The 18745-nt window shown below is 73.0% G+C and carries 10 protein-coding genes; 2 read left to right on the forward strand and 8 right to left on the reverse strand.

Annotated features, from left to right (window positions below; all coding sequences use genetic code 11):
• Window positions 1-12: 12 nt before the first annotated feature.
• The 8 genes from BUE42_RS23575 to BUE42_RS23610 form a co-directional block, all read right to left on the reverse strand.
• Window positions 13-807, reverse strand: a complete 795-nt coding sequence (locus BUE42_RS23575; protein ID WP_073467732.1) for a YfaP family protein — start codon at window positions 805-807, stop codon at window positions 13-15.
• Entirely contained in the window at window positions 804-1586 is a 783-nt protein-coding gene (locus BUE42_RS23580; RefSeq protein WP_073467733.1) for a YfaP family protein, read from the reverse strand. The genes BUE42_RS23575 and BUE42_RS23580 overlap by 4 nt, the downstream gene beginning before the upstream one ends.
• Entirely contained in the window at window positions 1583-3241 is a 1659-nt protein-coding gene (locus BUE42_RS23585) for a DUF2300 domain-containing protein (protein ID WP_073467734.1), read from the reverse strand. The genes BUE42_RS23580 and BUE42_RS23585 overlap by 4 nt, the downstream gene beginning before the upstream one ends.
• Before the next feature lie 7 nt (window positions 3242-3248).
• Window positions 3249-7859 carry an alpha-2-macroglobulin family protein gene (locus BUE42_RS23590; protein ID WP_073467735.1) on the reverse strand — a complete coding sequence of 1537 codons (4611 nt, stop codon included), beginning with the start codon at window positions 7857-7859 and terminating at the stop codon, window positions 3249-3251.
• Complete coding sequence (locus tag BUE42_RS23595; protein WP_073467736.1) at window positions 7856-8494, reverse strand: DUF1175 family protein; 639 nt, start codon at window positions 8492-8494, stop codon at window positions 7856-7858. Before BUE42_RS23595 ends, BUE42_RS23590 begins: the two co-directional genes overlap by 4 nt.
• Window positions 8494-10101 (reverse strand): DUF2138 family protein, encoded by a 1608-nt coding sequence (locus BUE42_RS23600; protein WP_159445482.1) that lies wholly within the window; start codon window positions 10099-10101, stop codon window positions 8494-8496. Before BUE42_RS23600 ends, BUE42_RS23595 begins: the two co-directional genes overlap by 1 nt.
• A 141-nt stretch (window positions 10102-10242) precedes the next feature.
• Window positions 10243-11838 (reverse strand): phospholipase D-like domain-containing protein, encoded by a 1596-nt coding sequence (locus tag BUE42_RS23605; protein ID WP_073467738.1) that lies wholly within the window; start codon window positions 11836-11838, stop codon window positions 10243-10245.
• Window positions 11835-13898 carry an NADPH-dependent 2,4-dienoyl-CoA reductase gene (locus BUE42_RS23610; protein ID WP_073467739.1) on the reverse strand — a complete coding sequence of 688 codons (2064 nt, stop codon included), beginning with the start codon at window positions 13896-13898 and terminating at the stop codon, window positions 11835-11837. The genes BUE42_RS23605 and BUE42_RS23610 overlap by 4 nt, the downstream gene beginning before the upstream one ends.
• 109 nt (window positions 13899-14007) lie before the next feature.
• Between BUE42_RS23610 and BUE42_RS23615 the strand changes: the two genes are divergently transcribed.
• Together BUE42_RS23615 and BUE42_RS23620 are read left to right on the forward strand one after the other, a co-directional pair.
• Window positions 14008-15705 carry a FecR family protein gene (locus BUE42_RS23615; RefSeq protein ID WP_159445483.1) on the forward strand — a complete coding sequence of 566 codons (1698 nt, stop codon included), beginning with the start codon at window positions 14008-14010 and terminating at the stop codon, window positions 15703-15705.
• A gap of 66 nt (window positions 15706-15771) precedes the next feature.
• Window positions 15772-18564 carry an ATP-binding protein gene (locus BUE42_RS23620; RefSeq protein ID WP_073467741.1) on the forward strand — a complete coding sequence of 931 codons (2793 nt, stop codon included), beginning with the start codon at window positions 15772-15774 and terminating at the stop codon, window positions 18562-18564.
• Window positions 18565-18745: the final 181 nt, after the last annotated feature.

Below are 18745 nucleotides of genomic sequence, written 5' to 3' on the forward strand. Positions count from 1 at the left end.
GCCCGCGGCGCGTCAGCCGCGCCGCACCGACCGCACCAGCATCAGGTCGCCGATCTTGCGCATCGGCACCGTGAAGGTCTCGCGCCGCTCGGCGCCGGTGTTCTCGTCGAACACCAGCGTCACGCGGGCGGTGATCACCGGCTGCTGGCGCGTCGACTCGTCGAAGTGGTAGCCGCCCGGCCCGAAGTTGCCCCAGTAGTTGACGTACACGTGGTACACGCCCGGCATCGGCGCGGTGGTCGAGAACATCTCCGGTCCCGCGCCGTCGACGCTGTCGACGTCGAGCCCGCCGCCGTCGGTGAGCACCGGGTTCGCGAAGAACGCGTGCTGTCCGTCGGGCGTGATCACGTGCAGGTCGAGTTCGGCCTGCGGGTCGTCCCAGGCCAGGATGATGCGCACCTTGGCGAGCGTCTTCAGCCGGTTCGCCTCGTAGAACTGCACGCGCTTGCGGCTGCGGCCGTCGGCATCGCGGATCTCGATGCCGTTCGAGCCGGGACCGAAGGCGTAGGGCCGCGCGAAGCGGCCGTCGTCGCCGGTGTACAGCGGCATCGCATTGCCGTTGACCACCATCGTCGGCGTGCGGCGCGCACTGCCGAGCTGCTTCAGCCGGCCCTCGATCAGCGTGCGCTGGCGCTGGCCGCCGCGCTCGATCAGGTTGCTCGGGTAGGCGTAGCTGACACGGCCGGGGTCGTCGGAGATGCCGCTGTAGGTCCAGCCGCCGGGCGGGTGCGTCATCGTCACGTCCGGGTCGGCCTGCGCCGCGCCGTACGCGCAGGCGGCCACCGCGGCGACAAGCCAGCGCTTCATGGCACCAGGAACGACCGCACCAGCGTCAGCTCGCCCGGCTTGCGCATCGGCACGCGGAACACCTGCTGCTTCTCGCGCGGCGTGCCCTCGTCCTCGACGATCGCGACCTGCGCGGTGGTGATCACGTCGCGCCGCTCGCCGGCGCCGTAGTAGTTGACGAACACGTGGTACGCGCCGCGCACCGGGCTGGGCGTCGCGAAGATCTCGGGGCCGAAGCCGGTCGTCACGTCGACGTCGAGCGCGCCGCCGTTGCCGGCCACCCGCGCGCCGTAGAACACATGCTCGCCGTCGGGCGAGACGACGTGCAGGTCGAGGTCGGTGTTGTCGCTGTCCCAGCTGAGCACCACGCGCAGCCGCGTCGGCACGCGGCCGGCCTGCGCCTCGTAAAACTGCGTGCGCTTGCCCGGGCCGCCGCCGGGCGCCCGCACCTCAACGCCGTGGCTGCCGCTGCCGAACGACCAGGGCCGCGCGAAGCCGCCGTCTTCGTCGGTCGACAAGGGCATCGCGACACCGTCCACCACCAGCCGCGCCGGCTGGCGCGCGCCGTCGGCACCGGCCTTCGCGCTGGCACCGATGTGGCCGCGGATCAGCGCGCTGGCCGAGCGGCCGTTGACGTTGACGCTGGCGGCCGGGTAGTGCACCTCCTGCACGAAATCGCGCTGGCGCGGCGGCGCGCTGCGCCAGCCGGAGGTCGGTGTGTCGATCGCGGCCTGCGCCGCGGCGCCGGTGGCCGAGGCGGCCAGCAGCACGGGAAAGAGCAGGGGGATGAGCATCTTCATGAGTCGGCCAATCGCTGTGCCAGTTGTTCGATGTAGGCCTCGTCCTGTCCGCGCGGGTGGTCGCGGAAGGCGAGGTGCAGGTATTCGTGGATCAGGGTCACGCGGCCTTCGCGGCTCAGCCATTCGCGCACGCGGATCTCGAGCCGCCGCTGGTCGGAATGCGGCGTGCCCATCGCGAGCTGGCACACGCGCAGCTCCGCGCCGAGCGGCTGGTAGCCGGCCTCGCGCCGCAGCAGCTCGCGCCAGCGCTGCTGGCGCTGCAGCAGCCAGGCATGCGCCTGCGGCAGCGCCTCGCAGTCGGCGCCGGCCTGTGCGCCGGCGAGCGTCATGCCGGGCCAGGTGGCGCGCAGGATGGTCTCGAAACCGTCGCCGCGCCGGCTCGCCGCCACCGCGGCCTGCCACGACAGCACGCCCGGCGACGCCTGGTCGAGGTGGTAGCGCACTTCGGCACCGCGGATCACCAGGCCATCGGTGAAGGCGGCCGCGGCGCGGGCCGCCTCGCTCGGCGGATTCGGGCTGACGCGCTGCGTGCGGCTGTCGTCGGCGATCTGCCGGCAGGCCTCGGCCTGCGGCGCGTTCTGCAGCACGTAGCTGCGGGCGGCGATGGCCAGCGCGCGAGCGGCTTCGAGTTCGGTCGCGCGGCCTTCGCGGTCGACGACGCGGGCCACATAGTCTTCGAGCGGCAGGCGGGCGGTGATCACCGGGCCCTCGGTCTCGACACGCAGCTGCAAGGCCGGCAGCGCGTCGATCGGCAGCTGCGTGCCGTTGCGGAACACGACGCGGTGGCGGCCGTTCAACGCGCCAACCGGTGCCGCGCTGCCATCGGCGCGCAGCACCGCCTGGATCGGGTAGCGCTGGAAGAAGCGCACGTCGATGCACGGCTGGGCGGCCAGCGCGTCGGCATCGTCACGCACTGCTGCGAGCCCGTGCGCCGACCATTGCCGCGCGATCCACGGCGCCTGCGTCCGCAGCGCGGTGCGGCTGGTGCCGGCCGCGCTGAACCAGAACGGCGTGCCGTCGGCCAGCCAGCCGGCGGTGCCACCGGCGCGTTCGCCATCGATGCGCCACGACCAGGTCTTGAAGCGCGGCCCGCTGCCGAGCGCGGCCAGCACCGCGGCATCGCGCGTGGCCAGCGGCAGCAGCGCCTGCCGCGCCGCCAGCCGCGACGGCGCCGGCACCTGGCGCAGCGCCTGCAGCAGCTCGGGCACCGCCAGCTCGGTGCCGGGCTGCATCGCATCGAGCCGCTGCAGCCAGGCCGGTGCGCCGTGGTCGCGCCAGAAGCGCGCCCAGTCGTCGGCCGACAGCGCCAGCCGCTTCGGCTCGAAGTACGGGCCGCAGGAGCGCGCCAGCGCCTCGTCGCGCCCGATGGCGGCCCCCGGGTCGCAGCAGTAATCGTCGTCGGGCAGGCGCTGCACCGCCTCGCAGCGGTAGGCCGGCTCCTGCACGCCGCGCGCCTCCAGGAAGCCGTGCACGAACAGCTTCCAGGTGCTGCCGAGCGGCGTGCGCGGCAGCGACGCGAGCGGTTGCGCGCCCTCGCCGCTGCGCTGCAGCGCGATCACCTCGTCGCCTTGCAGCCACGCCAGGCGCGTCGCCGGCGCGGCCTGCACGGTGCAGGCCGCGAACAGCGCGATGGCGGTGGCGAAGCGGATCGGCATGCCGGCCTCAGCGGACCTCGACCGTCGACCAGGCACCGCTGCCGTCAACGCCCTTGGCCTCCGGCTGGTACATGCGGTGCACGCGCGCCGGCGGCAGCTTGAACTGGCCGCGCTGCGCGAAGCGCACCAGGTGGCGCAGCGTGACCGTGCCGCCGGCCTCCAGCTTCTCGACCGGCACCGCATAGCCCTGCGCCGTCGGCTCGTGCTGCGCACGTTCCAGCGGCTGGCCGCTCAGGTCCAGGCCCCAGGTGCTGGACTCGACCGCGGCGCCGGGCGGCAGCGCCACCTCGAGCAGCGCCCAGCGCATCGCCTTCGGCGCACCGAGCGTGACCTGGTCCAGGTACAGCGTGTTGGTGTCCAGCGGCGTGCCGGGCTCGACCCGTTCCAGCGTGACGTTCATGCGCGCGTTGTCAGGGGAGGCCTGTTGTCCCGCCGGTTGCGACGCCGCTGCCGGCTTCGGCGCCGTCACCACGCGCCACAGCGTGCGCTTGATGCTCACCGGCAACACCGGCGCCTGCGCTTCGCTGCTCTCGTAGCTGACGTAGGCCCAGGCCGCCTTGCCACCGGCCGGCAAGGCCAGCGTGGCCGGCAGCGCCGCGCCCGCGGGCAAGGTCCACACCACGTCGCCGCTGCTGCCGACGCTGCGCTGCCACGGTGCGGCCAGCGCCACATCGGAGACGGCGGCGTCAGGCTTGCGGCCGAGCGCGCGCTGCAGCCACAACAGCGTCTGCGAGCGGTCGAAGGTCGGCATGCCGGCGCCCACCTGGCCGAGCAGCTCGCCGGCCTTCTCGGTGCCGCTGCGGCGCGTCGCCATCAGCAGCGATTGCACGAACGGCGAGGTCGATCCGCCGAGGCGCGCGGCGGCCGCATCGGCGGCCGCGCGCTGGTCGGCCGCGACCGAACCCTTGGCACGCTGCGCGGTGTCGACCGCGAGCACCAGCGCGATGTCGCGCGAGCCGGCGGCAGGATCTTCCGTCATCACCCAGCTGCCGCGCTGCGCTTCGCCCGGTGCGGCACCCGCCTCCTGTGCGGCCAGCTGCTCGACCAGGCTGGCGTTCATCGCGCCCACCGACAAGCCCATCTCCTGCATCCACGACAGCGCGAGTGCGCGCTGGAGCGGCGGCAGCGCGCTGCCCTCCTTCGCATACACGTCGAGCAGCCGCTCCCAGTGCTCGTCGGGCAGGCTGGTGCGCAGCGCCTGCGTCGCGCGCCAGTCGGCGTAGTAGGCGTACGCGGTCAGGAACGCGTCGTCGCTCATGCCGCGCCCCCACCAGCCGAAGCGCGCCTGCGGGCCGGCCATCTGCGCGAGCGACAGCCGCGCCGTCGACAACCTCTGCGTCAGCTGCGGCGCCAACGGCTGCTGGGCCGGCGACAGCGACTGCAGCGCGATCGACAGCGGCAGCATGCGGCTCGCCGTCTGCTCGACGCAGCCGTACGGGAAGTCGATCAACTCCTCCATCCAGCGGTTGAAGGCACCGGCGGCAGGGTCTTGCGCGAAGGCCACGCGCACGCGGGTCGCATCCGCCGGCAGCTTCAAGGCCGCACTGCCCGCCGCCATGTCCAGCACCTGCTCGCGCGGCGCGCGCCAGGCCACCGGCAGGCGCTGCAGCGTGGTGTCGAGCTGGTCGACGACGCGGCCGTCCTGGCGCAGCACCAGGCTGACGCCGGCGGCACCGACGCGGTCGGCCGCGATCGGCAGCGCGATGAAGTTGATGCCCGGCTGCACGCTCAGCGTGTCCTTGCGCTCGACGCCCGCGCCGCGCGCTTCCCATTCGATGCGCGCCGGCTGGCCGGTCTGGTTGAACAGCGCGATCGATGCCTGCGCGCGGTCGCCCTCGCGCTGCCAGTCGGGGCTGGTCCACTTGGCATAGAACGGCTTGTCCGAGCGCACCCAGCCGACCTGCTGGCCGACCGCGCCGCCGGCCTGCATCGCCCGTGCGGTGATGCGCCAGCGCGTCAGCGAATCGGGCATGCGGAACGTGAAGCGCGCATGGCCCTGCACATCGGTCGACAGCCGCGGCTCCCAGGCCGCCGTGTCGACGTTGTCGCGGCGCGGCCGCTCCAGCACCTTCACCGCGCGCTGGTTCACCTGGCGCGACGACGGCAGCACGCCGAGCTTGCTGGTGGCAAGGTCGTAGCCGATGAACGACAGGCTGGCGCTGGTACGCACGTTGTTGCGGCGCGGGTGGTAGAAGAACTCCTCGATGCCGGGCGCGATCTCCGGCTGCAGCACGTAGATCATCTCGTCGACCACGCCGACCGCGACCTCGGCCGCCACCGGCTTGCCGCCGAGCCGCGTGTCGACGTCGACCGTGACCAGCTCGCCCGGTGCATAGACCGGCTTGTCGGTGCGCAGCCCGAGTGCGATGCGCGGCTGCTCGACCAGCAGGCCCTGGTTCTGGAACACGTAGTCGCCGTTCTTCACGTAGGCGACCGACACCGTCATGTTCGGGCTCATCTCCTCGCGCACCGGCAGCGTCAGCTTCCATTGCGTCGGGCCGAGGCGCTCGCTCTTGACCCAGTCGGCCGATTCGCCGAGCACGGCGGTCGCTTCGACGCGGTCGCGCTCCAGCGTCAGCAGCGCGTTGTCGATCGGCTCCGGGAAGCTGAGCAACAGCTCGGCGGTGTCGCCGGCGCGGTAGGCGGCGCGGTTGAACACCATCGTGATGCTGCCGGCGGGCGCCTTCAGGCCGTCGCCACTGACCCAGTGGCTGGCGGCGCCGACGAGGCGGCCCTTGTCATCGCGCAGCGACACGGTGTAGGCCCCGGGCTGCGGGAAGCGCAGGTTCAGCACGTCGCCGGCCGGCATGGCGCCCGATTCCTTCGCGCGGTTCTCGAGCCGCAGCCATTCCCAGCGCGCCGGGCGCGCCGCGTCGGCCGTCGATTGCGCACCGGCACTCACCGTGAACGCGACCGGCTCGTCGGGCTTCGAGAACTGGCGGTCCGGCGTCAGCTTGTACGACCCGCTGCCGCGCTCGATCAGGATCTCTTTCGACGTGCGCACGCGCCAGGCCGCGCCATCGGTCGCGAGCGCCGTCAGGATGTAGCGGCTCGGCTGGTCGGTCGGCGGCAGCGAGAAGCTCGCGACGCCGCTGCCATCGGTCTGCAGCTCGTCCTGCGTCAGCTTCAGCGGGAACTGGCCGCCGTAGTCGAGTTCGCCTTCGACCATCGTCAACTTCTGCGCGCGCGCCGTCAGGCTGACGCGGGCATGCGCGACCGGCTTGCCGTCCGGGTAGTTCAGCTGCAGCTTGCCGCTGACGCGTTCGCCGGTCGCGAAGCCGGGCTTGTCGGCCAGCAGCGTGATCTCGAAATGCGGCTTCTGGTAGTCGGCGACGCGGAAGGCCGCGGTGTAGACGTCGTCGCCCATCGCGAGGCGCAGCTCGTAGCCGCCGGCCGCCGCGTTGTCGGGCAGCGCGAAGCGGGTGTCGGCCCCCTGCGTGCCGCTGAAGCGCAGCGACTGCGTCGCGATCACCTGGCCGGCCGGGTCGAGCGCCTGCAGCGTCAGCGGCCCGTCCTTCAGGCTCACCGATTCGCGGGCGCTGCGGAACTCGCGGCCGCTCACCTTCACCTGCACCCAGTCGCCGGGGCGGTACAGCGGGCGGTCGGTCACGGCGTAGACCTTGGCCGCGTAGATCTCACTGTCGTAGTAGAAGTTTTCGGAAACGAAGACGCCGCCCGCCGGGTCCTCGCCGAACAGGTAGGTCTGCTCGGGCGCCTTGCGGTCGAGCCGCACCAGGCCCTGTGCGTCGGCCGCGCCGCTCTTCAGCACGCCGATGCCGTCGGTCCAGACGACGCGGGTCTTCGGCACCGCGGCGCCGTTGCCGCGCTGCGCTGCCCACACCAGCATCTGCTCGCCGGAGACCTTGGTCAGCGCGACGGTGTCGCTGACGAACAGCAGCGTCGTCGCGCGGTGCTGGCCGGCGATCGCCTCGACCAGGTACAGCCCCGGCGCGCGCTTGCCGATCGGCACCCAGACGTTGCCCTGCGACGGGTTGATGAACTCGCTGCTGCTGCCGGCGAGCTTCAGGTCCTTCGGCGGCTCGATCGGCTTGGCGGCCTGCACCGGGTAGCGGAAGCGCTCGATCACCGCGAGGCCGGCGATCGGCTTGAACTGCGGCGGCTCCTCGAAGGTGGACGGCTGCCTCAGCGCCTTCGGCGTCTTCAGCTCCGGCGCCTGCGCGGTGACGGCCAGGCGCGCGTCGTTCGAGAACAGCTTCTGCCACGCGAGGCGCGACTTGACGGCCCAGTTGTCCCACAGGTGGGTCAGCGTGTTCGACAGCCCCGGCTCGGCCGGCCGCGCATCGACCTGCACGCGGTGCAGGTTCTTCTGGCGCTGCAGGAAATCGAGCGGCTGCGGGATGCGGTAGACCAGCACGTCGACGCCGCCGGCCTGCTCCAGCATCTGCGGCGAGTTGACCTCGAGCCGCACCTTCGCGATGTCGGCGCTGCCGAAGGTCGCATCGGACAGCAGGAAGAAGGGCTCGCCGGAGAACGGCGCCCAGGCATTGGGCAGCGGGACCGGCCCCGCGGGCGCAGGTGCGGCCGACCCGGCGGGCGGCAGCGCCAGCAGCGCGGCGAGAGCGAGGACAGGCCAGGAAATCTTGGTCAGGTTCTTCATGCGAGGAACGCCAGTCGATGGACGCCCGAGAAGTTGGGGTTGTCGTCGGAAGGCCGCCAGCGCGTGTCCTTCCATCCGAGGAGCTGGTCGGCGCGCACCGCGCGCAGGCCGTTGTCGTTGGGCTCGATGCGCCCGGTGTGGTACGCGATGTAGCGGCCCATCCAGACCATCAGGTGCTGCTCGTCGCCGAAGTCGTAGAACAGCAGGTCGCCGGCCACCGCCTGCGTCAGCTGGCGTGCGACCGGGCGGGTGTTCTCCTGCACCAGCTCGAGCGCACCGACGAACGCATCGCGCGTGCCGTCGGCGCGCCGCCAGGCATGGCGCAGCTGCTGGGTGCTGCCGGTGTCGAGGTCGGGCGGCAGCCGCATGCCGAGCAGGCCGTTGGCGCGCCGCCAGGCCAGGTCGTGCTCGCGCAGCGATTCGGCCACCGCGAAGCGCACCAGGCCGGCGCAGTCGCGGTGCGTCCAGCGCGGCGTCGGGCCGCGCTCGATCTGCGCATGGATCAGCAGCGTCATCCAGTCGCGGAAACGCTGCGACTGCGCGCGGTCGAGTTGCGCGGGTGCCGCGCGGCTGCCGGTGGCGAGCAGCGCGCCGGCCAGCAGCAGCGCGCGCCGCGTGAAGGGGGCGTGCGACATCAGCGCGTCTTCAAGGCCGACAACGACTGCCACTCGACCGCGACCCAGCCTTCGGCGTCCGGCGTGCCGGCCGCCACTGCGCGGGCCGTCGGCAGCTTGCCGAGCGCGTCGAGGCGTGGCACCAATTGGCGCTCGGCCGCGCGGCGGAACAGCTCCTGCTCCGGCGGCAGCACCTCGAAGGCCTCGCGCCGGGCCAGGTCGGCCACCTGGCGCGGCGCGATCACGGCCAGCGTCGCCGGCCCGACCGGCAGGCTGTCGGCCACGCTCGGGAAGCGGCGCGCCTGCGCATCCAGCGCCTGGTCGACCAGCGCATCGTCGGGCGAGAAGGTGAGCCAGCGGCCCTGGCGCGCGAGCGTCGGCCGGTAGGTGGTGGCGGCCGCGTCGCCATGCGGGCCCCACGGCGCGCTGACCTCGCGCTGCCAGCGCTGGGCACCGGTGCGGGCAGCCGGTGACAGCGCGGCCGCCTTGGCTGGCAGCAGCCAGCCGGTCAGCGCGTCGAGCGTGGCCGACGGGTCGGCGGCGCCCTCGCGCAACTGCGCGACGACGAGCGGCGTGTGGAACTGCGAGCGCGGGTACCAGCAGATCGCCGCCGGCCCGTCCAGCTGGTCGGCCAGCGCCGGCCAGCCGGTCGCGCCGGCCACCGCCCGGGCGCGCGTCCAGTCGGCCGGCAGCAGCGTGCAGGCGGCCGGGTTGGCGGGCACGGCCGACCACAGCGCACGGTCGGCCGGGGCGGCCGGCAGCGCCGCGAGGCCATCGACGCGCAGCTTGGTGGCCAGCACCGCACCACCGGGTGCCACGTCGAAGCGCAAGGCCCGCAGGCCGGGGAAGAAGTGCTGGTAGCCGAACGACATCAACCGCGCGTCGGCGACGATCGTGTGGGCGTTGCCGGGCTCGCCGAGACCGAAGCCGCGGCGGTACACCGCCTGCGTTTTCGCATCGGCCGACAGCAGCGCGGCGACGATGTCGCGCGAATGGGCGTCGGCCTGGCGCTCGCCATCGAACAGCAGGCCCGGATCGCTCAGCACGACCACGCGGTTGCCCTGCGCGACCAGCGCCAGCGTGCGCCGCGACGACAGCGTCAGCGCGTAGACCGGCAGCGTGTCGCCGTTGACGCGGACCTGCGCGATCACGCTGAACTGGCGGTCGTTGGTGGCGAGCGCGGCGGCGCCCTGCAGCGTGCGGGCCAGCACGCCGCGCGTCATCGCCATCACCCAGTGGCGCGGCGCGCCCTTGGCATCGGTCCAGAACGCCATCTCGGCCGGCTCGTCGAGCGCCAGCTCGATCAGCTTGTCGCCGAGCGTGGTGTCGTGCTCGAACGCGATGCGCTTCAGCGCGCCCTGCAGGCCGAGGCGGCTTTCATGCTCTTCGTAATAGAAAGCGAAGTCTTCGGTCAGCACGTCGCGCAGCACCGGCGCCTTGATCAGGTCGCGCGGCAGGCGCGACAGTGCCGGCGTCGACACATAGGCCTGCGGGTGCTCCAGGTCCACCTCCAGCGCATTGATGCTGCCGCCGTAGCGCGACCAGCCGATCGTCGCGGCCACGATCCCACCGGCCACCAGCACCACCGCGACGGCGATGCCGGCCCATTGCTTTCGATTCAATCCCACGGGTTCCCCCTCCCCCATCCGCGCCATGCTGTCGACGGCGCACGGGCGGCATCATCTCAGTGCCGCAAGCGGGATTGGTGATGGGGTCGTGAAATCAGCGTGAAATGCGGCCGCGGATTCCCTTGTTCACAACACGCGTGTTCACAACATCTCCTCCGGCGCGAACGGCGACAGCAGCTTCACCGTGAGCTTGAGCCACAGGCTCGCCTCGGGTTCGCTGGTCAGCACCTGCGGCGCGCCGCCGCCGGGCGGCGACAGCGTCCACAGCAGCCGGCCGTCGGGGTCGAGCGACAGCCGCCAGCTGTTGGCGCTGGCGACCTCGTCGTGGAGCTGCAGCAGCTGGCGCGCGATCTCGGGGCTGTGCATGACCACGCCCATCTCGGTGTTCAGCCGGGCCGAGCGCGGGTCCATGTTCATCGAGCCGATCAGCACGTCGCGCTGGTCGATCACCAGCACCTTCGCATGCAGCGAGGCCTGCGACGAGCCGAACGAGCCGACCTTGCTGCGCGGCAGGTCCAGGTGCACGCGCAGTTCGCGCAGCTCGACGCCGGCCTTCAGCATCTGCTCGCGGTAGCGCGCGTAGCCGATGTGCACCGCCGGCGCGTCGGTGGTGGCCAGCGAATTGGTCAGCACGCGCAGGTGCACGCCGCGGCGCTTCAGGTCCTCGATCAGCGCCATGCCGCGCGCGCCCGGCACGAAGTACGGCGAAATCAGCACGATCTCGCTGCGCGCGCCGCGCAGCAGGCCCTCGACGTCGTCGCTGATCACCTCCCGCGGCGGCGCGGGCGTCTCTTCGGTGGCGGGCGCGCTGGCCTTGGTCGGCTTGTCGGCCAGCACGCGCGACGGCGCCCACACCAGCTTCAGCTGGTTGCGCGCCAGCTCGCTGCCGAGCGGCGATTTCGCGGCCGCGGCGACGATGGCCGGTGCCGAGGCCGCCGCCTCGCCGGCCAGCGCGCTCGCGGGATGGTCGGGCGCCGAGGCCTCGCTGGCCGGGGCCGGTGCGGCCGCCGGCTGGCCGGTCACCACGCCGATCGGGTAGGCCAGCGGGTCGTTCCAGAAGCCGTCGAACACCGCCGACAGCGCGCGCACGGCCGGCCCGGCCACCAGCACGTCGATGTCGAGGAAGTTGCTCTGCGCGCTCTGCACGAAGTAGGCGTCGCCGAGGTTGCGCCCGCCGGTCGCAGCCAGCGCGTTGTCGGCGACGAACATCTTGTTGTGCATCCGGTGGTTGATGCGGCCGGCGTCGGTCAGCGAGGCCATCACGCGGCTCAGCGTCGCGATGCGGCCGGACGGGAACGGGTTGTACAGCCGCACCTCGATGCGCGGGTGCTGCGTCAGGCGCATCAGCGCGTCGTCCTGGCCGGCGGTGTTCAGGTCGTCGATCAGCAGCCGCACGCGCACGCCGCGGTCAGCCGCCGCACGCACGCGCTGCATCAGCGCACGCGACGATTCATCGCTGTGGATCAGGTAGTACTGCAGGTCGAGCGTCTTCTGCGCGCGATCGGCCAGCGCGCTCAGCGCGGCGAACGCATCCTCGCCCGAGGCCAGCACCCGGAAGCCCGAAATGCCGGGCGCCGGCGCATTGGCCGCGACGAACTTGCCGAGTGCGGTGTTCTCCGGATCGGCCAGCGCCTGCACCGGCGGGCGCGGCTGCGGCGGCGGCAGGCTGGCGCAGCCCCCCAGGCCGGTGAGGCAGAACAGCAGGGTGACGAAGGCGGTGCGCAACAGACGGCTCATTCAAGCGCCAGGGCAATCCGTGTGCCTTGATCGATGGCGCGCTTCGCGTCGAGCTCGCTCGCTTCGTCGGCGCCGCCGATCAAGTCAGCGTCCACACCCGAGGCGCGCAAGGGTTCCAGCAGTTCGCGCAGCGGCACCTGGCCGGCGCACAGCACGACGGTGTCGCACTCGATCAGTTGGCCATCGCGCCGCTGTTCTCCATACGTGACGAACAAGCCCTGCGGCGTGATGCGCTCGTAGTTGACGCCGCCGATCATCTCGACCTGCTTCATCTGCAGCGCCGCGCGGTGGATCCAGCCGGTCGTCTTGCCCAGCCCCTTGCCGAGCTTGCCGGGCTTGCGCTGCAGCAGCACCACCTGGCGCGCGGGCGGCGCCGGCCGCGCCGGCACGACGCCGCCGCGCACCTCGGACGGATCGGCCACGCCCCATTCGGCGCGCCACTCGGCGAGGTTCATCGTCGGCGAGTGCCCCGGCGGCGTGACGAGGAACTCCGCGACGTCGAAGCCGATGCCGCCGGCGCCGATCACCGCCACCTTGTCGCCGACCGGCTTGCGCTGCAGCAGCACGTCGAGGTAGCTCAGCACGTGCGGCAGCTCCTGGCCGGGGATCTTCGGGTCGCGCGGCGTCACGCCGGTGGCGAGCAGCACGCGGTCGTAGTCGCCCGCCACCAGCAAGCCGGCGGTGGCCCGGGTGTTCAGGTGCAGCGCGACGCCGGCCGCCTGCAGCCGCTGGCCGAAGTAGCGCAGCGTCTCGGAGAATTCCTCCTTGCCCGGCACGCGCCGCGCGAGGTTGAACTGCCCGCCGATCTCGGCCGCCGAATCGAACAGGTCGACCGCATGGCCGCGCTCGGCCAGCGTGCAGGCCGCCGCCAGCCCGGCCGGCCCGGCGCCCACCACCGCGACGCGGCGCCGCTGCCGCGCCGGCCGCTGCACCAGCACCGTCTCGCGCGCGGCCCGCGGGTTGACCAGGCAGGTCGCGAGCTGCGCCTTGAACGCATGGTCGAGGCAGGCCTGGTTGCAGGCGATGCAGGTGTTGATCGACTCCGGCCTTCTCGCTGCGGCCTTGTTGACGAACTCCGGATCGGCGAGCAGCGGGCGCGCCAGGCTCACCAGGTCGGCACAGCCGTCGGCCAGCAGCTGCTCGGCGACCTCGGGTGTGTTGATGCGGTTGCTGGTGACCAGCGGGATCGTGAGGCCAGCGGCGCGCAGCTCGCGGCGCATGGTCTGCGTGACCGATGCGAACGCGCCGCGCGGCACGCTGGTGGCGATCGTCGGCACCCGCGCCTCGTGCCAGCCGATGCCGGTGTTCAGGATCGTCGCGCCGGCCTGCGTGACCGCCTTCGCGAGCGCGACCACCTCGGGCCAGCTGCTGCCGTCGGGGATCAGGTCGATCATCGACAGCCGGTAGATCAGGATGAAATCCGGCCCGACCGCCTCGCGCACGCGGCGCACGATCTCGACCGGCAGCCGCATGCGGTTCTCGTACGAGCCGCCCCAGTCGTCGGTCCGGTGGTTGGTGTGCGTCACCAGGAACTGGTTGATCAGGTAGCCCTCGCTGCCCATGATCTCGACGCCGTCGTAGCCGGCCTCGCGCGCCAGCAGCGCGCAGCGCACGAAGGCACGGATCTGCCGCTCGATGCCGCGCGCCGACAGCTCGCGCGGCGTGAACGGCGAGATCGGCGAGGGGATGCGCGACGGCGCGACGCAGAACGGGTGGTAGCCGTAGCGCCCGGTGTGCAGGATCTGCAGCGCGATGCGGCCGCCTTCGGCATGCACCGCGCCGGTCACCTCGCGGTGGCGGCGTGCCGCACCGCTGCTGGCCAGCATGCCGGCGAACGGCTTGGTCCAGCCAGCGATGTTGGGCGCGAAGCCGCCGGTCACCATCAGCCCGACGCCACCGCGCGCCCGCTCGGCGAAGAACGCGGCCATCGCCGGGAAGTGCTTGCGGCCGTCTTCGAGGCCGGTGTGCATGCTGCCCATCAGCACGCGGTTGGGCAGCGTCATGAAGCCGAGGTCGAGCGGGGCGAGAAGGTGCGGGTAAGGGGCAGGAGTGGGGGTCATCGAGTGGGCACGGAGCTGTCGGCCCATGCTATCTTTCCGCGCTCTGGGCCGGGTCAGGGCTTGGCCGCATAGACGCGCCCGGCTTCATCGGTTCCGAGGGAGGCACACGATGTCCCGTTCGCCGGCTGGGAGTGCGATGCGCAACGCCCGCGGCGTTGCAGCGGCCATTGCTTGCCTGATGCTCCTCTGCACCGGCACCGGCCACGCGGCCGAGGCCTCTGCGGCTGCTGAATCAGCCTCCGCGCCGACCGCTGCGCCGGCGACCGACTGGGTCTACCGCGTCGTCCCCGGCGACACCCTCTACAGCATCGCCAACAGCTACCTCGCGCCCGGTGCCGGCTGGCAGCGGCTGCAGCGCCTGAACCAGGTCGCCGACCCGAAGCGGCTCGAGCCGGGCCGCCAGCTGCGCCTGCCGGTGGCCTGGCTGCGCGCCGAGGCGACGGTCGCGAGCGTCGCCTTCCTGTCGGGCAGTGCGCAGCGCGAGCGCGCCGGCGAGCGCATCGCGCTGGTGGTCGGCGACACGTTGCAGCCCGGTGACCTGCTGCGCACCGAGCCCGACGCGAGCCTCACGCTGCGCCTCGCGGATTCGACGCGCGTGCTGGTCTCCGGCGGCTCGCAGCTGCGCATGGATTCGCTGCTGATGTTCGGCCACAGCGGCGTCACGCGCTCGCAGCTGACGCTCGACGCGGGCGAGGCGGAATCGCGCGTCAATCCGCAGCGCACCCGCGGCTCGGCCTACGACATCCGCACGCCGGTGCTGACGCTGGGCGTGCGCGGCACCGAGTTCCGCGTGCGCGTGGCGGCCGGCAGCACCGCGGCCGAAGTCACCGAGGGGCGCGTCGCGGCCAGCAGCGGCCGCAAGCCGGTCGCGACCATCGCCGACGGCTTCGGCATGGTCGCCGGTGCGACCGGCGCCACGCCGGTGAAGCCCTTGCCGGCGGCGCCGGGCCTGTCGACGCTGCCGACCCGCTACGAGCGCGTGCCGCTGCGCTTCTCGTGGCCGACCCTCGCCGGTGCGGTCGGCTACCGCGCCCAGGTGTTCGCCGACCAGAGCTTGAACCAGCGTCTGCTCGACGGCAGCTTCACCGAGCCCGCCGCGCAATGGGCCGACCTGCCCGACGGCCGCTACCTGCTGCAGGTGCGCGCGCGCGACGCGCAGGGCCTGGAGGGCCGCAGCTCGCAGCTCGCGTTCACGCTGAAGGCGCGGCCGGAGCCGCCCTTCACCACCGAACCGCGCGACGAAGGGCATGCCTACGGCGAGCGCGTCGAGTTCAGCTGGACGAAGGCCGCCGCCGCGCAGCGCTACCACCTGCAGGTGGCCGACGATGCGCGCTTCGAGACGGTGCGTGTCGACCGCGGCGACGTGAGCGGCGAGCGGCTCGGCCTCGCGTTGCCGCCCGGCCGCTACCACTGGCGCATCGCGAGCATCGCCGCCGGCGACGACCCCGGCCCGTTCAGCGACGCCAGCAGCTTCGAGCTGCGCGAGACGCCACCGCCGGCCACGCTCGCACCGCCGAAGGACGAGGGCGGGCAACTGGTGTTCCGCTGGCGCGCCCGCAGCAGCGACGACGCCTACGACGTGCAGGTCGCGACCGATGCCGCCTTCACGCAGCTGGTGCTGGAGCGGCGCGAGAACCTGCCCGAGCTGGTGTTGTCGCGCCCTGCCCCCGGCCGCTACTTCCTGCGCGTGCGCACGCAGCAGGCCGACGGCTTCACCGGCCCGTGGGGCGCGACCCAGCAGTTCGACGTGCCGCGCAGCCTGTGGTGGTGGCTGCTGCCGGGCGCCGCGGTGCTGCTGTTGCTGTGAGGGCGGTGCCGTGAGGGCCACGCCATGAGGGCCACGCCATGAGGGCCACGCCATGAGGGCCACGCCATGAAATGGCCCGCGCCGACCGGCCGCCGCGCGGTGCTCCTCGCGCTCGTGGCGAGCGTGCTGCTCGCCGGGCTGATCGCCGCCAGCGGCACGCTGGCGCCGGCGCAGACCGCCTGGCACGACCTGCAGGCGCGCGTGCTCGCAGCGCGCGACGGTGCGCCCGGCGTGCTGGTGGTCGACATCGACGAGGCCTCGGTCGCGGCGCTGCGTCCGCAGTTCGGCGGCTGGCCGCCCGATCGCGCGCTGCTCGCGCTGGTCACCGAGTACCTGCTGGACATCGGCGCGCGCAGCGTCGCGATCGACCTGGTGCTGGCCGACCCGCGCGACGGCGATGCGGCGCTCGCCGCCACGCTCGCGCGCCACCCGGGCCGCATCGTGCTGGCGGTCAGCGTGGCGCCGTCGCCGCCCGGCGACGGCGAGTGGCTGCCGCCGCAGCCCGGCCCGGGCGGTTGCGGTGCGCAGGCCTGGCCGGGGCTGCTGATGCCGTCGGCTGCGCTGATGGCGGCCTCGCCGGTGCTCGGCATGGTGTCGACGCCGACCGATGACGACGGCCAGTTGCGCGCGCTGTCGCTGTGGCATGCGTCCACCGTGCAGGGCGTGCCGGCGCTGGCGCTGGCCTCGCTGCTGGCGGCCGACGGCGTTGCGCCGGGCGGCCTCGCGTGCGCCGCGGGGCAGGCGCGGGCGGGCGATCGCCGCTGGCCGGTCGACGCGGCCAGCCGCGTGCGGCCGCGCTGGCCGGCGCGCGGCGACGCCGTCGCGCTGCGGCCCTACCTGTCGGTGGTGCAGGCCGCGCGCGGCGTGCTGCGCGATGACGACCTGCGCGTCCAGGTGCAGGGCCGCAGCATCGTGATCGGCGCGAGCGCGGTGCTGAACGACCGGGTGCAGACGCCGCTCGGCCCGCGCTGGGCGCCGGCGGCGCTCGCGCAGATGCAATCGGCGCTGGCGACCGGGGCCTTGTTCGCGCCGCCGCGTCTCGCGCTCGATGCACTGTGGTGGCTGCTCGCGTTGCTGCCCGGTGCCATCGCGCTGCGGCGCGGCAGGCTGCGCTCGCACGCCGACCTGGCCTGGTGCGCCGCCACGCTGCTCGCGCTGCTGCTGCTCGATGCGGCCGGCGTGCTGTGGCGCGCGCAGCTGTCGAACGTGCTGCAGGTGCTGGTCGTGCCCGCCAGCCTGGCCGCGCTGTCGCAGTGGAACGGCCGCCGCGTGCTGCGCGCCGAGCGGCTGCAACTGGAGCGCGAGCGCGCCGGCGCCGAGGCCGCGAGCCGCATGAAGAGCGAGTTCCTCGCGCACATGAGCCACGAGATCCGCACGCCGATGAATGCGCTGCTCGGCTCGGCCGAGCTGCTCGCGCAGACCCGGCTCGACGAGCGCCAGGGCCGCCACGTCGCGCTGTTCCAGTCGGCCGGCGCGAGCCTGATGGAGATCCTGAACGACCTGCTCGACCTGTCGAAGATCGAAGCCGGCCTGCTGGAGCTGCACCGCCAGCCGTTCTCGCTGGTCGAGCTGGTCGCGAGCCAGACGGTGCTGTTCGAGGCGCGTGCGTCGCAGAAGGGGCTGCGGCTGCTGACGCAGTTCGACCCCGAGCTGCCGGCGGTGGTCGACGGCGATGCGCCGCGCCTCGCGCAGGTGCTGCGCAACCTGCTGGGCAATGCGGTCAAGTTCACGCAGCGCGGCAGCGTGACGCTCGCGGTGCACCGGCTGCCCGACACGCCGGGGCACCTGCGTTTCGAGGTGCGCGACACCGGCATCGGCATCCCGGCCGACCGGCAGCGCACGATCTTCGAGGCCTTCGCGCAGGCCGACAGCGGCGTCGCGCGGGCCTACGGCGGCACCGGCCTGGGCCTGACGATCAGCAGCCGGCTGGTCGCGCTGATGGGCGGGCGCATCGGCGTCGAGAGCCGCGAAGGCGAGGGGTCGTGCTTCTTCGTCGAGGTGGCGCTGCCGGCCAGCATCGAGGCGCCGGTGGCGGTGTGGGCGGTCAGCACGCCCGGGCCCGACGGCGCGATGCTGAGCTCGCTGCGCATCCTGCTGGCCGACGACAACCCGCAGAACGTGCTGCTGGTGCAGGCCTACCTCGAAGGCGAAGGCCACCGGCTGGACGTGGTGCACGACGGCGCGGCGGCCGTCGAGCGCTTCGCGGCGCAAGCCTACGACCTGGTGCTGATGGACGTGCAGATGCCCGGCATGGACGGCTACCAGGCGACCGCCGCGCTGCGCGCGCTGGAGCGGCGGCGCGGCAGCGCCCCGGTGCCGGTGGTGGCGCTGACCGCGAACGCGCTGCCCGACGACGAGCGGCGCAGCCTGCAGGCCGGCTGCCAGGCGCACCTGACCAAGCCGTTCTCGCGCGCGCAGCTGCGGCGCGTGATCGCCCGGCTGACCGGTGCGACGGAGCAGCCGGCCGCGTCGCACCGCCCCGAGATCGCGGCCTTCGCCGACGCGCCGCCGCCGTTGCCGGCGCTGGCCGCGCTGCCCGGCTTCGACCTCGCGACGGCGCTGGCGCGGATGGAAGGCCAGGTCGCGCTCTACCTGCGCGTGCTGCAGGCGGCTCGCGATGCGCTCGCCGCGTGGAACGGCCGGTTCGCCGCGGCCCAGGCGGCCGGCGATGGGGCACAGGCGCTGCGGCTGGCGCATGACTTGAAGTCGACGGCAGCGACCTTGGGTGCCGTGCCGCTGGCCTCTGCGGCCGCCCAGGTCGAGGCCTTGCTACGCCAGAACGCGGCGGTGCCACCGGAGTTGATCCGCGAACTGGAAGCGCAGATTCAACTGTTGCTGGGGGCGCTAACTGAGTTGTAGATGCCTTGTTTGCTGATCAGCAATTCGGTGCGATTTTCATAAGTTATGGGTTTTCCGCTTATTTGCTGTACAGCAAATCCACCGCAAACCCCGCTCCCGAACGTGCCCGACGCCGCGACGCCGACATCCGGCGACACACGCGCCCACAGTACTTTACGAACCGTCGCACAGCGAGCCGCCA

It is taken from the genome of Rhizobacter sp. OV335, assembly GCF_900142965.1.
GTDB lineage: Bacteria > Pseudomonadota > Gammaproteobacteria > Burkholderiales > Burkholderiaceae_C > Rhizobacter.

Excerpts from the sequence above, each read along its gene's own strand:
- BUE42_RS23575 (WP_073467732.1), bottom strand. The coding sequence starts at position 807 with ATGAAGCGCTGGCTTGTCGCCGCGGTGGCCGCCTGCGCGTACGGCGCG.
- BUE42_RS23580 (WP_073467733.1), bottom strand. The coding sequence starts at position 1,586 with ATGAAGATGCTCATCCCCCTGCTCTTTCCCGTGCTGCTGGCCGCCTCG.
- BUE42_RS23585 (WP_073467734.1), bottom strand. The coding sequence starts at position 3,241 with ATGCCGATCCGCTTCGCCACCGCCATCGCGCTGTTCGCGGCCTGCACC.
- BUE42_RS23590 (WP_073467735.1), bottom strand. The coding sequence starts at position 7,859 with ATGAAGAACCTGACCAAGATTTCCTGGCCTGTCCTCGCTCTCGCCGCG.
- BUE42_RS23595 (WP_073467736.1), bottom strand. The coding sequence starts at position 8,494 with ATGTCGCACGCCCCCTTCACGCGGCGCGCGCTGCTGCTGGCCGGCGCG.
- BUE42_RS23605 (WP_073467738.1), bottom strand. The coding sequence starts at position 11,838 with ATGAGCCGTCTGTTGCGCACCGCCTTCGTCACCCTGCTGTTCTGCCTC.
- BUE42_RS23610 (WP_073467739.1), bottom strand. The coding sequence starts at position 13,898 with ATGACCCCCACTCCTGCCCCTTACCCGCACCTTCTCGCCCCGCTCGAC.
- BUE42_RS23615 (WP_159445483.1), top strand. The coding sequence starts at position 14,008 with ATGTCCCGTTCGCCGGCTGGGAGTGCGATGCGCAACGCCCGCGGCGTT.
- BUE42_RS23620 (WP_073467741.1), top strand. The coding sequence starts at position 15,772 with ATGAAATGGCCCGCGCCGACCGGCCGCCGCGCGGTGCTCCTCGCGCTC.